The organism is Massilia arenae (genome assembly GCF_008014745.1).
In the GTDB taxonomy this organism is placed as follows: domain Bacteria; phylum Pseudomonadota; class Gammaproteobacteria; order Burkholderiales; family Burkholderiaceae_D; genus Telluria; species Telluria arenae.
Genome location: NZ_VPFD01000012.1, coordinates 39,068 through 53,203 on the forward strand (window position 1 = coordinate 39,068; position 14,136 = coordinate 53,203).

Below are 14,136 nucleotides of genomic sequence, written 5' to 3' on the forward strand. Positions count from 1 at the left end.
CCCCTGCATAGATAGGGAATTAAATGACTTATCGTCCATATTTGATACCGCGCGGCCTAAAAACCTTAGGCAGAGGCGCGTCCTGTGACCGGATAGCCGGCGCCGTCGATGGCCGCCACGATGCGGTCGAGGTCGGCCTGGCTGTCGATGCGCACGCTGGCCTTGTCGAGGTCGATCGCGACCTTGGCGTCGGCGTCGACCGCCTGCACCGATTTGGTGACGCGGCCCACGCAGTGGTTGCAGCTCATGCCTTCCACGGTCAGTTCATACATGGTGTTTTCTCCTGTCGTTTGGGGCGGGACCGCCCCGGTGGTTGAAATAGGTTCGGATACGGGTGCGCGCGCGGGCGCCGTCGCAGCCGGCGTCCAGCGCCGCAGCAGCAGCGCGTTGGCGACCACGCTCACCGAGCTGAGCGCCATCGCGGCGCCGGCCAGCACCGGATCGAGCAGCCCGAACGCCGCCAGCGGCAGGCCGATCACGTTATAGACGAAGGCCCAGCCCAGGTTCTGGCGGATCTTGCGGTAGGTGCGGCGCGATACCGCGATGGCGTCGGCCACCAGCCGCGGGTCGCCGCGCATCAGGGTCACGCCGGCGCTGTGCATGGCGACGTCGGTGCCGGTCGCCATTGCCATGCCGACGTCGGCCGCGGCCAGGGCCGGCGCGTCGTTGATGCCGTCGCCGACCATCGCCACCTTGCGCCCCTCCTGGCGCAAGCCGGTGACGATCTGCGCTTTGTCGGCCGGCAGCACCTCGGCATGCACGCGCTCGATGCCGAGTGCCTGCGCCACCGTGCGCGCGGCGCCCAGGCTGTCGCCGCTGAGCAGGACCGGCTCGATGCCGGCCTCCTTCAGGCGCGCGATCGCGCTTGGTGCGCCCGGCTTGATGCGGTCGCCAAATGCGAGCAGACCCAGCACCTGCAGCCGGCCATCCCTGCGCTCGGCCAGCCAGGAGACGGTGCGCCCGGCCGCTTCATGTTGCGCGCCACCCGCCGCCGGCACGCCGAGTTCCTCCATAAGGCGCCGGTTGCCGAGCACGATGGTGACGCCGTCGACCTCGGCCTCGACGCCGCGGCCCGGCAAGGCGCGCGCAGCACTGGCCACTGGCGGCGCCAGCCCCTGGCGCGCCGCTTCCTCGATCACCGCGCCCGCCAGCGGATGGGAACTGCCGCCCTGCACGCTGGCGGCCAGCGCCAGCAGCCGCGCCGGGTCGACGCCTTCATGGGCCACCAGCTGCGGCTTGCCCTCGGTCAGGGTGCCGGTCTTGTCGAACACGACGACGTCCAGCGCATGCGCGGTCTCCAGCGCCTCGGCGTCCTTGATCAGGATGCCGTGGCGGGCCGCCGCGCCGGTGCCAACCATCACCGCGGTGGGCGTGGCCAGCCCCAGCGCGCAGGGGCAGGCGATCACCAGCACCGCCACCGCATTGAGCAGGGCCGCCTGCCAGTCGCCGCCGGCCAGGCCCCAGCCCAGCAGGGTCGCCAGCGCGATCGCGAGCACCACCGGCACGAACACCGCGCTGACCCGGTCCACCAGGCGCTGGATCGGCGCCTTGACCGCCTGCGCATCCTCGACCATGCGGATGATCTGCGACAGCATGGTCGCCGCGCCGACCGCCGTCGCCTCGACCAGCAGCAGGCCGTCGGCATTGACCGCGCCGCCGGCGACCCGGTCGCCCGGCTCTTTCGCCACCGGCAGGCTCTCGCCGGTCAGCAGCGACTCGTCCAGATGGCTGCGACCGTCGACTACGACGCCGTCGGCCGGCACCCGCGCGCCGGGCCTGACCACCATCAGCTCGCCCACGCGCAACTCGGCCAGCGCCACCCGCACGTCCTTGCCGTTGCGCCGCACCAGCGCCTCGTCGGGCCGCAGGCGGCCCAGTGCATCCAGCGCCGCCAGGGTCTGGCGCTTGGCGCGACCTTCCAGCCATTTGCCGAGCAGGACCAGCGCGATCACGACCGCCGAGGTTTCGAAATACAGATGCGGTTCGGCATGGGCGCCGTGCGCGCCCGCGCTCACGAGCAGATAGACCGACAGGCCATAGGCGGCGCTGGTGCCGAGCGCCACCAGCAAGTCCATATTGCCGCTGCCGGCGCGCAGCGCCTTCCAGCCGGCGCGGTAGAAGCGTGCGCCGAGCCAGAACTGGACCGGCGTGGCCAGGGCCAGCTGCAGCCAGCCAGGCAGCATCACGTCATGACCGAACGGTGCCGCCAGCATCGGCAGCACCAGCGGCAGGCTCAGCAGCATGGCGGCGGCCACCGGCCACCAGGCCGGCAGCGTACCGCCCGCTTCCCTGCGCCGCGCGGGGGCCGCGCCGGTGGCGTCGGGCAGCTCGATATCCGCCTCGTAGCCGGCCGCGCGCACGGCGGCCGCCAGGGCATCCGGCGCGGCCTGGCCCTGCACGCTGGCCTTCTCGGTGGCCAGGTTGACGCTGGCGCCGCTCACGCCCGGCACCGCGCGCAGCGCCTTCTCGACCCGCGCCACGCAGGAGGCGCAGGTCATGCCGTCGATGTTCAGGACAGTGTTGTTCATTTGCTTGTTCCTTGGATCCATACCGAGAGGATAGTCCTTCCCACGGTGGGAAGGTCAAGCGTTTCGTATTTAGTTCGCGCAACCGACTTGCGCAGGTCGCAGGCACGTGTCCACCGAAGGGAATACAACTAGAGCCGGGCCTCGCTTCGAGGATTCGGCACCGAGCCGCGGGAGGACACATGAAGTCGCCAACCACGCTATTGCTATGGATACTGATGACCGTCCTGTTGTCCGCCTGCGGCAGCGACGACGACAGGTCCCAGGCCGAACGCGCCGGCATCGGCGCCATCGACCAGTCCGCTGGCGCCACACCCTTCGTGGCGCAGCTGAGCTACGCGCTGGACAATTTCGCCCACCTCGACAGCGTGCACTACACGATCGCAGGCCGCCCGGGCTCGCATTCGCGACCGGTCGCGGTCACCTACGACCACGCCTGGCTCGGACGGCGCGCGGCCTGGGACGCGTCCGGCAAGCGCATCGCCCTCCCCGTCTTCGGCCTGTACGCCAACCACCGCAACGAACTCACGCTCACGACGCGCTTTCGCGACGGATCGACCCACGTGGCGCGGGTGGCGCTGGCCACCGGCCCCTACACCGGCCCGGCCACGGTCTATGCCACGCCCGAGGTGCGCACCGCGCGCGGGGCGGCCTCGCCCGGCGTCGAGTACATGCTGATCAAGAACGGCGTCACGACGCCGGTCATCCTCGACAGCGACGGCCAGATGCGCTGGGCCGGCAACACGCCCGGCAGTTCCTTCTCCTCGGTGCTCGGCGACGATGCCTTCTATGTCGGCGACCAGCTCGCGCCACTGCTGCACCAGGTCGACGTCGACGGCACCGTGCGCAGCAGCCGCCTCGACGATCCGCGCTTTACCAACTTCCACCACGAACTGGCGCGCGGCAAGACCGGCTTTCTGGCCGAACTCGATGCCGTGGTCGGCGGCGTGCGGCTGGTGGAGTCGATCCTGGCCGAGATCGACATCTCGGGGCGGGTGCTCAAGGAATGGGACCTGGGCCAGATCTTCCGCGCGGCGATGCGCGCCGGCGGCGACGATCCCGACAACTTCGTGCGCGACGGCATCGACTGGTTCCACATGAACTCGGCCATCTACGATGCCAATGACAATTCGCTGCTGATCTCGAGCCGCGAGAACTTCGTCGTCAAGCTCGACTACGAGTCGGGCGCCATCCGCTGGCTGCTGGGCGACACCAGCAAGCACTGGTACGTCAACTACCAGTCGCTGCGGGCGCTGGCCCTGCGCGTCACCGAGGGCAAGGCGCCGATCGGCCAGCATTCGCTGTCGGTCGCACCCAACCGCGAACTGATCATGTTCAATAACGGGATGGCCAGCCTCAACCCGCCCCCGGGAGCGCCAGCGGGCGAAAACCGCAGCTACAGCACGCCTTCGCGCTACGCGATCGACGAGACGGCGCGCACCGCGCGTGAAGTCTGGACCTGGGATGCGAACCGCGAACTGCTGTCGAACGTCTGCTCATCCGCCTATGAAGGCGCCACCGGTCAATATCTGGTGGCCTACGCCGCGCTGGAAGAGTACACGCTGGCGCGGCTGATCGCCGTCGACAGCGCCGGCCAGGTGGCCTTCGATTATGCCTACCCGACTACGGCCTGCAATACCGTCTTCATCGCCCAGCCCTTGCGCCTCGAAGACCTGCGCCTGCATTGAGCAGTCGCACGCAGCCGGACTCAGCTGCCGAGCTTGAACAAGACGCCAACCGCCAGCTCCAGCCACAGCCACACGGCGGCCAGCGCCACCGCAGCGACGGCGGCGATCCGCTGCCACGGCTGCCGGTGCGCCACCCGGCGCGCTGTGCGCAGGCAGGCCAGCCCGGCGCCGGACAACAGCAGTGCGGCGATGGCGAAATCGAAGCCGGTCCACGCCACCTGGTGCGTAAACTGCATGGCGACCAGCGGCGCCAGCAGGATCACCGCGGTCGCCAGGCCGACCCGCAACAGATCGATGCGCAGCGTGCCCTTGTGCGCGACGGCGTCGCGTGAATCCGCGGTATGCATGGTGTTCTCCTGGATGTTGGGTGGCCGACAGGCGGAAAAGGCCAAATGCCGTGTTCACCATCCTAATCCTGTTACGACGAGGAAGGAAGCGGCAGAACACAACCACGCCCGGATTTCTTGGCCTCGTACATCCAGTGGTCGGCTTCCTTGATCAACTCTTCCGGCGTGGGCGCCTGCCCGGGCGCCTGGACGGCGATGCCGATACTGGCCCCGACCCGGACCGTCGCGCCGCACAGTTCGACGGGCATGGAGACCGCCTCGACCAGCTTGCGGCCGACGCGGTGCGCATCGCCCAGGCCGTCGGCCAGGTCCGCGAGCAGCACCGTGAACTCGTCGCCCGCCAGCCGGAACACGCTGTCGGTGCGCCGCACCGCCTGGCGCAGGCGCGCCGCGATGGCCTGCAACAAGGCGTCGCCGCCGTCGTGGCCGAGCTGGTCGTTGACCGCCTTGAAGCCGTCCAGGTCGATGAACAGCAGGCCGAGCCGGCCCTGGGCGCGGTCGGCGCGTGCCTGCGCCAGCGGCAGCGCCTCCATCAGCGCGCGCCGGTTCTGCAGGCCGGTCAGCAGGTCGTGCCGGGTCTCGTATTCGCGCTGGGCATCGCGCTGCTTGCGCAGGGTGACGTCGTGCAGGAAAGCGCTGAAGACAGGTTCGCCGCGCACCTCGTGACGGCGGATGCGCACCTCGACCGTCAGCCGGCTGCCGTCGCGCCGCAGCGCCGGCAGTTCGACCCGGCGGTCGAGGATGCGCGAGGTGCCGGTGCGCAGGTAGAGCTGCATGCCGCCGCGGTGGGCGCCGGCCAGCTCGGCCGGGATGATCAGCGCGTCGAGTGGCCGGCCCAGCGCCTCCTTCGCGCTCCAGCCGAAAGTCTGCTCGGCCTGGCGGTTCCAGGCGGTGACCCGGCCGTTGCGATCCAGGCTGATGTAGGCGTCGTTGGCATTGTCGATCACGCTGCGCAGTTCTTCCTCGCGCTCGCCCAGCTCGCGCGTGCGCGCCTCGACCCGCCGCTCGAGATCGGCGTGCAGGCGTGCCAGTTCTTCTTCCGCCAGCTTTTGCGCGTGGATGTCCTTGATCACCGACACGTCGTATTCGGGCCGCCCTGCGGCGTCGCGCTTGCGCTTGACGTCGACCTCGACCCAGATCGGCGAGCCGTCCCGGCGCAGGTAGCGTTTCTGGCGCCGCAGGAAGTCGGTCTCGCCCCGCGCCAGCCGGTCCATCAGGGCCGCGTCCTTGGCGCGGTCGTCCGGGTGGGTGACGTCGGCGAAACCGCGCCCCTGCAGCTCGTCGGCCGTATAGCCGAGCAGCTCGCACAGCGCCCGGTTGACGCTGATCCAGCGCCCGTCCGGCGTCGTCAGCGCGATGCCGACGCTGGCGATCTCGAACACGGCGCGAAAGCGCTCTTCGCTGGCGTCCAGCACCGCGTCGCTGTGCTGCAGCCGCGAGCGCGCCGCCGCCAGCCGTTCGCGGTACTGCACTTCGCGCATGATGATGGCGGCCAGGTCGACCAGCACCGCCTTCTGCTCGGCGTCGAGCTGGCGCGGGACGACGTCGATCGCGCACAGGGCGCCCAGCGCCAGGCCGTCGCTCGAGCGCACCGGGACGCCGGCGTAGAAGCGGATGTCGGGGGCGCCGGTGACGAGTGGATTATGGGCAAAGCGCGGGTCGCGGCGCGCATCCGGCACCACCAGCGGCTCGTCCTGCAGGATCGTGTGGGCGCAGAACGCATCCGCGCGCGGCGTCTCGGCAGCCTCGACGCCCACCCGCGACTTGAACCACTGGCGCTCGGTGTCGATCAGCGAAAACGCCGCCATCGGCACCTCCAGCAGACGGCTGGCCAGGCGCACCACCCGGTCGAATACCGGCTCGGCCGGCGTGTCCAGCAGGTCGAGCTCGCGCAGCAGCGCGAGGCGCTCGGTTTCGTCGGGAGGCAGGGCGGCTGCAGTCATGGCGTCAAGAAAATCATCTCCGGGTCGTTCGCCGATTGGCCGTATGCTACTGTAGCAGAGCAAGCTCCCGAGTCCCCGCACATGGGACCCGGTACTATCCACAGTGCAAGAATGCAAAACTTTGTTACATACCGGCTCTCGAGACTTTATATACTTGCGCGTGCGATCATTCACTTGCCCACCATGCGAATCCTGCCTTCCCTGTCGTACGCCCTGCTCTGCCTCGCCGTGTACCAGCCAGCCGCCGCAGCGACGGCCGAAGACATCACCTTGTCCAGCACGTCCAGGCCCACATCCTCTGCAGGTACGGCCGGCGCCGCGCGTGAGGTCGCGGCCCTGCGCGCGGCCGAGCAACGGCGCGCCAAGGCAGTGTCCAGCCGCGATGTGGCCACCCTGCGCGACCTGATCAGCCGCGACTATTACCACGTCGAGACCCGCGGCCGCGCCCGCACCAAGACTGAATTCCTGCAACTGCTGACACGCGACGAATACGAGTTCCGCTCCTACGAAATCGACGATTCGGAGATCCGGATGCTCGACAATGGCCAGGCGGCGCTGGTCACGGGCCGGTTCCGGGCCGCGGCCCAGGGCGCCGACGGGCCGCGCGAACTGCGCGGACGTTATGTACGCATGTGGGTGCTGGGGCCGGAAGGATGGCGCAACACCATGCAGCAGACCACCGAAATCCGCCCGCTTGCGATCCAGCGCGACCTTCGGACACAGCACTAAACGGCAGCCCTTCCCGATCGCTCCGACCTGCGGGCGCGGCGCCGATGTCTGTCGGCCACGGACGTGCTCAATTTCCATGCGACTGCTTGTCAAGGCGGCGTGATGCATCTATCATGAGAATGATTATCATTTGCTGTCGCATTTACAGTTTTTCATTCTGCCACGCCCAACCAGCGCGACCATGACCTCACTCACTCTCACGCCCCGCCACATCGCCTCGCGCACCGCGGTGGCCATCCTCGGCGGCTACGTCTTCACCTGGGGCGTCGTCGCCCTGGGCATCGCCCTGCTGTACAGCCTCGGCATGGAATTCCACGATGCCGAGCACCTGTCCTACATCATCGGTTTCCTGGTCTTCCTGACCGCCTTCCTGGTGGCCTTCGCTACCCAGGGATTGCGCAAGGTGGCGCTGGTACTGGTGGGCGGCGGCGCGCTGATGAGCGCGGTGGCCTGGTGGCTGCAGAGCCTGATCATCGCATCGGGGGTCTGATATGTTCCCTAATTTCCGCCACACGATGGCCTGGCTGCACACCTGGTTCGGCATGGCGCTGGGCCTGGTGCTGATGGTCGTGTTCTTCTTCGGCTCGCTGTCCGTGTTCGACCGCGAGATCGACCGCTGGGCCATCCCCGACACCCGCTACGAACCGCAGCCGATGCCGTCGTTCGACAAGATGCTGGCGCCGATCTTCAAGGAAATGCAGCCCGACGACGCCGCCCGCGCCATGACGGCGCCGCTGGCCAACGGCCCGCTACCGGCCCACTTCGACACACCGCGCAGCTGGGGCGCCTACACCACCCACCGCGACCCGGTGCTGCTGCTGTTCGCCGGCTATGAAGTGCCGAACGCGAAAGACCATGAGACGGCGATCTGGGCCAACCGCACGGTCGATCCGCGCACGGGCGAAGCCCTGCCGGTGGACCGCCTCAAGATCGGCAGCGAATTCTTCTATCCCCTGCACTACAGCCTGACCTTCGACTGGAAGAATGTCGGCTACTGGATCGTGGGCTTCTCGGCCCTCATGATGCTGATGGCCCTGGTCACCGGCGTCATCATGCACCGCAAGATCTTCCGCGAACTGTTCACCTTCCGTCCGAAGAAGAGCACCCAGCGCAGCATGCTCGACCTGCATAACCTGACCGGCGTCGTGGCCCTGCCCTTCCACTTCTTCTTCGCTTTCACCGGCTTGGTGATCTTTGCCTACATTTATTTCCCGGTGACGCATACCCAGCTGACCCCGCTGCACGACCGCCATGAACTGATGGAATCGAAGGAAACCGGCCTGCCGCACGACCGCGCCGGCGTGGCGGCCCCGATTGCCTCGGTCGACGCCATGGTGGCCGAAGCCCAGCGCCGTTGGGCAGCGAAAGGCATGGCCGGCGACGTCGGCTACCTGAACATCACCCATGTCGGCGACGCCAACGGCTATGTCAGCGTCTACCGCGCCGGCACCGACCGCGTCCAGCTGACCGGCGAAGGCATCCACTTCAAGGCCTCCACCGGCGAGCTGCTGCGCGAAGATCCGCCGCCGACCGTGGTGGCCCGCATCAATGAATTCCTGACCGGCCTGCACCTGCAGCACTTCAAGCACTGGCTGCTGCGCTGGCTGTACGTGCTGGGCGGCCTGTCGGGCGCGGCCTGCATCGCCACCGGCCTGTTCTTCTTCGTCGAGAAGCGCAAGCGCCAGCACGCCAAGCAGGGCGTGAGCGGCGCGCGCGTGGTCGACGCGATGTCGGTCACGGTCGTCACCGGCATGCTGGTGGCCACCCTGTGCATGCTGATCGCCAACCGCCTGCTGCCGGACGTCATGCCGGCCGGCTGGCCGCTGCGCGGCGCCATGGAGAAATACCTGTTCTGGGGTAGTTGGGTCGTGGCCGGCGCGCACGCCTTCTGGCGCACCGCCGCCGTCGCCGAGGGCCGCCTGGCCCCGGCCTGGCGCGAGCAGTGCCTGGCGGTCGCGGTGCTGGCGGTGACGGCGCCGGTACTCAACTGGATCACCACCGGCGACCACCTGCTGCGCACCATCGCTTCCGGCTACTGGCCGGTGGCCGGCGCCGACCTGTTCATGCTCACCGGCGCCGCGCTGGCGGTGCTGGCCGCGCGCAAGCTGCGCCAGCGCGAAGCGCGCCCGCTGGCGGTCAAGAACGTGAGCCTGGAGGCCGGTCATGCCTGACGCGCTGCTCCTGCTGTTGGCCCTGCTGGCCTCCCTGGCCGGCATGGGCTGGTTCGCCCTGTCGATGGACGTGCACTGGGCCCAGGCTAGGGGCGCGGCACCGCTCTCCCCGGCCCTGGTCAAGACCCTGCGCCTGGGCGGGGCCGCGGCCCTGCTGCTGTCGCTGGTCCTCTGCCTGACGGTGGATTCGCCATCGATCGCGGTGCTGGTATGGTTCATGGCGCTGGCCGGCGCCACACTGACGATCGCCTTCACGCTCACCTGGCGCGCCAGCATCCTCGGGATGCTGGTATTCTGGACAGGATCAGGCGCCCGGTAAGTCGTCCCTGGGGTGCGCGTCCGTGCGCCCCGCCCTTCTTGCCGGTTTCGCCCGCATGGCACGTCGCCGGAACGGCGCGATCGAGAGGGTCGCGCATTCCACTTGACCTCAAGTACGCTTGAGCTTGTGTAATACGACCTGACCATGCAAACCGCGGGACCGACCGGTCCCGGTGCAACGTTTCATGCCGGAACAGTGTTCCCAACCATCTGAACGGAGAATGATCATGCCTTACGCACTGCCGCCACTGCCATACGCCTACGATGCCCTCGAGCCGCATTTCGATGCGCGCACGATGGAAATCCATCACACCAAGCACCACCAGACCTATATCACCAACGTCAACAACGCCCTGGCCGAGGCCAGCTTGGCCGAGGTGCCGGTCGAAGAACTGATCGGCAATATCGGCGCGCTGCCGCAGAACATCCAGAACGTGGTGCGCAACAACGGCGGCGGCCACGCCAACCACGCGCTGTTCTGGACCGTGCTGAGCCCGGATGGCGGCCAGCCTTCCGACAAGGTGGCCAAGGCCATCGAGGACGATCTGGGCGGCTTCGACCGCTTCAAGGACGCCTTCACCAAGGCCGCGCAAACCCGCTTCGGTAGCGGCTGGGCCTGGCTGACCCTGGGCAAGGACGGCAAGCTGCTGGTCGAAAGCAGCGCCAACCAGGACAGCCCGCTGATGGGCGAGTTCGCCGGCATGTCGGGCGGCACGCCGATCCTGGGCCTGGACGTCTGGGAGCACGCCTATTACCTGCAATACCAGAACAAGCGCCCCGACTATATCGCGGCCTTCTTCAACATCATCAACTGGGCCGAAGTCGAACGCCGCTACGAGGCGGCGCTGGGCAGCCAGGTCGGCTAAGCAGGCCAGCTACTAAAAAAACGGGCGCGCCAATTGGCGCGCCCGTTTTGCTTTCAAACCGCCAGTCGTCGACTCACAGTTTCACGTTCAGCGACACATACGCCGCGCGGCCATTACCCGACGAATACATTGGCTGCGCCTGGCTCGCCGGCCAGAAGAAATTGTCGTACCACGCGTATTCATAGCGGCGGTCGGCGATGTTCTTGACCTGCACGTCGACGCTCACACGCGGCGTGATCGCATAGCGCACATTGGCGTCGAACAGCACGAAGCCGCCGTACTTGCCCAGCTCGTTCGGGCTATCGATGAAGTAATTGCCCTGGGCCCGGCCCTGCACGCCCAGATGCCAGCGCGCGGACGGGTGATAGTCGAGGCCCACGTTGCTGATGTGGCGCGGCGTCGAAAACACTTCCTTGCCCGCCAGCGACACGCCGTCGGCGGCAAAGGCGCTCACCACCTCGGCTTTTTGCAGCGAGTGCGAAGCCCACAGCTCGAGCTTGTCCGTGACCTTGCCCGACAGTTGCAGGTCGATGCCTTCGCGCCGCGTCTCGCCCAGGCCGACCGTGGTGCCAGTGGCCGGCATATTCGCCACTTCGCCGGTCGCGTCCTGGCGCCAGATCGCCAGGCGCAGGTCGCTGCGCGAACCAGGCTTGAGCTTGATCCCGAGTTCCTTGCCGGTATTGATCGAGGCATCGAATGGCCCTTGACCCGGCACCAGGTAGGCGGGCCCGACCGATCCGGTGAGAATCTGGAAGGTGCGCCCCCAGTTGCCGTACACGCTCACGTCCTTGGCCGGGCTGTACACCATGCTGAACTTGGGCTGCTTGATCCAGCCGTAGTCCTGCAAGCCGGCGGTCTGACCGGCCGCCGCCACGCCCGGCAGGGAGCTGCTGCCCGTGAAGCGGTCGACGCGGTAGCCCGGGACGATCCTCAGGGTGTCGCTGGCCTTGATGACCGCCTGCACATAGGCGCCGACATTGTTGAGCTTGTAGCGGTCGTCGTTCTGGATCGCAGCCGGGATACTGAAGTCGCTCGGCAGCGCGTACAGGTAGCGCTGGCGCTTGTAGCCATTGTCCTGGCGCTCGGTGTTGACGCCACCATCGACCGTCACGCGCTCGCTGGCGCGCCAGGTCAGCGTGCTCATGAAGCCGAGCTGCTGCTCGTCCCACAGGCGGCGCTGGCGCGGGGCATGGCCGGCCGGGTTGCTGGTGAAGGTGACGCGGCGGTCGTCCTTGTACTCGTTGTAGTACAGCTTGTTACTGAGGAAGGCATTTGGCGAGATCTGCCAGTCCAGGTGCGCGCTCGCATGGTGCATGTCGCGCTCGGTAAAATCATTGGCATTCTTGGCCGGCGACTGGCGCCGGTCCTGGGCCAGTTCGGCGGCCGTCAGGAAGCCAGGCTCGTCGGCGTCGTGGCGGTATGTGCGCAGGATCACGCCGCCGGTCAGCGACTTGTCCTTCGAGGTCAGGAACCACTTGCCGCCGACCGAGTACTTGTCGGAATCGCCGTGATTGCGGCGGTAGCTGTCGGTGTCCTGTTTGGCCAAGAAATAGTTCTGCGAAAAACCATCAGCCTCCTTGCCATAGGCCAGCTGGGCCTCGCGGGTATTGAAGCTGCCGACCGTGAAGCGGCCGTCGAGGTAGTTACCGCCCTGGCGCGTGCCGAAATTGATGTTGCCGCCAATATTGTGCAGGCCATAGCGCGGGTCATTGGTGCCGCGCACCACCTCGATATAGTCGACTTCCAGCGGGAAGATCATGTCAATGAAGCGCTGGTTGCCGCTGTTGACATTGCTCGGAATCCCATCGATCAGCACCTTGATGCCATTGATATAGCCTTCGCCATTGAAGGCGCGGAAAGTCACCTTGCCCGACTCGGCGCCCATGCGGGTTTCGGTGAGCTGGATGCCGGGCAATTGACCGACCAGCTCCCAGCTATTGGTGACGTTCTTGTCTTCGATCTTGTCGGCGCCGAGCACGTCGACCGAGGTCAGGACGGTGCTCGAGCGCAACGCGCCGGCGTCGCGCTGGGCACTCACGCGCACTTCGCCCATCACGATGGCGGGGTCGGCGGCGTAGACGGCCGGCGCGAGGCCGGACAGGCCCAGCGCCAAGGGGAGCAGCTTTATTTTCATTATCGGGGAACTCGGAGTATCACGGGAATCCGATAATGATATCCCATTCTCAATAATATCGGCAAGCCAATCCCGGGCCGCCGGATCCGGCACGGTCAGCCCACGGCGCAGGCGCGCGCCATCGGCATCGCCGCCAGCACCGTCCCGGCGCATTCGCCGAAACCGATGCGGCGGTAGCCCGGCCGCTCGCAGAAACCGCGCAGGATCACGGTGTCGCCATCGGCGAGCCAGCGGCGCGTCTCGCCATTCGACAACGCCAGCGAGCGCCGCCCGGCGGCGCCCAGCTCGAGCAGCGAACCGCCCTGCTCCGGCCGCGGTCCGGACAGGGTGCCGGTGCCGAGCAGGTCGCCGCTGCGCAGGTTGCAGCCGCCTATCGCATGATGGGCGATCATCTGCGCCACGGTCCAGTAGGCGTCGCGGTAGTTCGACCGCATGAGGCGTTCGGGCGGCAGGCCGGCGCGCGCCATGGCCGCGCTCTGGAGCCATACTTCGAGCGTGATGTCGATCGCGCCACGCTCGCGGTTGCGCGCCGAGTCGAGATACGGCAGCGGCGCGGGGTCGCCCTCGGGCCGCGACGATGGCGCGCGAAACGGCGCCAGCGCCTCGGGCGTGACGATCCAGGGCGAGATGGTGGTGGCGAAGCTCTTCGACAGGAAAGGCCCGAGCGGATGGTATTCCCAGGCCTGGATGTCGCGCGCGCTCCAGTCGTTGAGCAGGGTGAAGCCGAACAGGTGTTCCTCGGCGTCGCCGATCGCGACCCTGGCGCCAGGCGCGTTCGGCTTGCCGATGAAGGCGCCCAGTTCGAGCTCGAAATCGACGCAGGACGAGGGCCCGAGCGTCGGCTCAATGGCGGCCGCGCCCGGCGCCAGCGCCTGGCCGTGCGGACGGTGGAACCGCTGGCCGGAGACGCCGATCGACGAGGCGCGGCCGTGATAGGCCAGCGGCACCCACTTGTAATTGGCGCCCAGCGGATTGTCGGGAAAGACCATGCGCCCGACCGTGGTCGCATGGTGGATGCCGGTATAGAAATCGGTGTAGTCGCCGATCGCGCACGGCAGACCCAGCTCGACCTCGGCCTGGGCCACCACGGCGGCGCGCGCCAGCCACGCTTCGCGCCTGGCGCTGCCTTCGGCCAGACCGCGCGAGACGGCCAGACGCAGGGCTTCGCGCGCCACCCTTCCCTGCCCCATCAGGCGATTCATGTCGGCATCCGCCACCAGCCCCGCGCGTTGCAGGTCGAGCACCTGGTCGCCGATGGCGACGCCGATGCACCAGGCCGGTTCGCCCTTGCGCCGGAAGCGCCCGAACGGCAGGTTCTGGATCGGGAAGTCGGTGTCCGCGGCGTTCGCCGACGCCACCCAGCTGTAGAGGTCGGGATCCAGCGTGCGGTCGAGCTGTGGCTTGTCCATATCGGG

11 protein-coding genes are annotated in these 14,136 nt (G+C 67.8%); 6 read left to right on the forward strand and 5 right to left on the reverse strand.

Going from position 1 to position 14,136, the window contains the following annotated elements; genetic code table 11:
* Positions 1 to 65: 65 nt before the first annotated feature.
* A complete protein-coding gene (locus FVD38_RS12085; RefSeq protein ID WP_147935039.1) occupies positions 66 to 2,549 on the reverse strand; it encodes a heavy metal translocating P-type ATPase in 2,484 nt (827 codons plus the stop codon).
* 158 nt (positions 2,550 to 2,707) lie between these two features.
* Between FVD38_RS12085 and FVD38_RS12090 the strand changes: the two genes are divergently transcribed.
* Positions 2,708 to 4,213 (forward strand): aryl-sulfate sulfotransferase, encoded by a 1,506-nt coding sequence (locus tag FVD38_RS12090; protein WP_147935040.1) that lies wholly within the window; start codon positions 2,708 to 2,710, stop codon positions 4,211 to 4,213.
* Between the two features lie 20 nt (positions 4,214 to 4,233).
* Here the strand turns inward: FVD38_RS12090 and FVD38_RS12095 are convergent, their stop codons facing one another.
* Together FVD38_RS12095 and FVD38_RS12100 are read right to left on the reverse strand one after the other, a co-directional pair.
* Positions 4,234 to 4,560, reverse strand: coding sequence for a hypothetical protein (locus FVD38_RS12095; protein WP_123072067.1), 327 nt, complete (start codon positions 4,558 to 4,560; stop codon positions 4,234 to 4,236).
* Between the two features lie 71 nt (positions 4,561 to 4,631).
* Positions 4,632 to 6,503, reverse strand: coding sequence for a PAS domain S-box protein (locus FVD38_RS12100; RefSeq protein ID WP_147935041.1), 1,872 nt, complete (start codon positions 6,501 to 6,503; stop codon positions 4,632 to 4,634).
* 183 nt (positions 6,504 to 6,686) lie between these two features.
* On the opposite strand from FVD38_RS12100, the gene FVD38_RS12105 reads away from it, so the two are divergent.
* The 5 genes from FVD38_RS12105 (at position 6,687) to FVD38_RS12125 (ending at position 10,587) form a co-directional block, all read left to right on the forward strand.
* Positions 6,687 to 7,232, forward strand: coding sequence for a nuclear transport factor 2 family protein (locus FVD38_RS12105; RefSeq protein ID WP_222706918.1), 546 nt, complete (start codon positions 6,687 to 6,689; stop codon positions 7,230 to 7,232).
* Positions 7,233 to 7,413: 181 nt separating this feature from the next.
* Positions 7,414 to 7,722 (forward strand): iron uptake protein, encoded by a 309-nt coding sequence (locus FVD38_RS12110; RefSeq protein ID WP_147935043.1) that lies wholly within the window; start codon positions 7,414 to 7,416, stop codon positions 7,720 to 7,722.
* A 1-nt stretch (position 7,723) separates the two neighbouring features.
* A complete protein-coding gene (locus FVD38_RS12115; RefSeq protein ID WP_147935044.1) occupies positions 7,724 to 9,403 on the forward strand; it encodes a PepSY-associated TM helix domain-containing protein in 1,680 nt (559 codons plus the stop codon).
* On the forward strand, positions 9,396 to 9,722 hold the full coding sequence (locus FVD38_RS12120) for a DUF3325 family protein (protein WP_147935045.1): 327 nt from the start codon (positions 9,396 to 9,398) through the stop codon (positions 9,720 to 9,722). Before FVD38_RS12115 ends, FVD38_RS12120 begins: the two co-directional genes overlap by 8 nt.
* 226 nt (positions 9,723 to 9,948) lie before the next feature.
* Positions 9,949 to 10,587, forward strand: coding sequence for a superoxide dismutase (locus FVD38_RS12125; RefSeq protein ID WP_147935046.1), 639 nt, complete (start codon positions 9,949 to 9,951; stop codon positions 10,585 to 10,587).
* Between the two features lie 73 nt (positions 10,588 to 10,660).
* Here FVD38_RS12125 and FVD38_RS12130 read toward each other — a convergent pair whose 3' ends face one another.
* Together FVD38_RS12130 and fahA are read right to left on the reverse strand one after the other, a co-directional pair.
* Entirely contained in the window at positions 10,661 to 12,721 is a 2,061-nt protein-coding gene (locus tag FVD38_RS12130) for a TonB-dependent receptor (protein WP_147935047.1), read from the reverse strand.
* 95 nt (positions 12,722 to 12,816) lie between these two features.
* Positions 12,817 to 14,130, reverse strand: a complete 1,314-nt coding sequence (gene fahA / locus FVD38_RS12135; protein ID WP_147935048.1) for a fumarylacetoacetase — start codon at positions 14,128 to 14,130, stop codon at positions 12,817 to 12,819.
* Between the last annotated feature and the right edge of the window lie 6 nt (positions 14,131 to 14,136).

Bases quoted from the DNA above. Each gene is read 5' to 3' on its own strand.
- FVD38_RS12110 (WP_147935043.1), top strand. From the start codon at position 7,414: ATGACCTCACTCACTCTCACGCCCCGCCACATCGCCTCGCGCACCGCG.
- FVD38_RS12115 (WP_147935044.1), top strand. From the start codon at position 7,724: ATGTTCCCTAATTTCCGCCACACGATGGCCTGGCTGCACACCTGGTTC.
- FVD38_RS12105 (WP_222706918.1), top strand. From the start codon at position 6,687: ATGCGAATCCTGCCTTCCCTGTCGTACGCCCTGCTCTGCCTCGCCGTG.
- FVD38_RS12100 (WP_147935041.1), bottom strand. From the start codon at position 6,503: ATGACTGCAGCCGCCCTGCCTCCCGACGAAACCGAGCGCCTCGCGCTG.
- FVD38_RS12125 (WP_147935046.1), top strand. From the start codon at position 9,949: ATGCCTTACGCACTGCCGCCACTGCCATACGCCTACGATGCCCTCGAG.
- FVD38_RS12085 (WP_147935039.1), bottom strand. From the start codon at position 2,549: ATGGATCCAAGGAACAAGCAAATGAACAACACTGTCCTGAACATCGAC.
- FVD38_RS12130 (WP_147935047.1), bottom strand. From the start codon at position 12,721: ATGAAAATAAAGCTGCTCCCCTTGGCGCTGGGCCTGTCCGGCCTCGCG.
- FVD38_RS12120 (WP_147935045.1), top strand. From the start codon at position 9,396: ATGCCTGACGCGCTGCTCCTGCTGTTGGCCCTGCTGGCCTCCCTGGCC.
- FVD38_RS12090 (WP_147935040.1), top strand. From the start codon at position 2,708: ATGAAGTCGCCAACCACGCTATTGCTATGGATACTGATGACCGTCCTG.
- FVD38_RS12095 (WP_123072067.1), bottom strand. From the start codon at position 4,560: ATGCATACCGCGGATTCACGCGACGCCGTCGCGCACAAGGGCACGCTG.
- fahA (WP_147935048.1), bottom strand. From the start codon at position 14,130: ATGGACAAGCCACAGCTCGACCGCACGCTGGATCCCGACCTCTACAGC.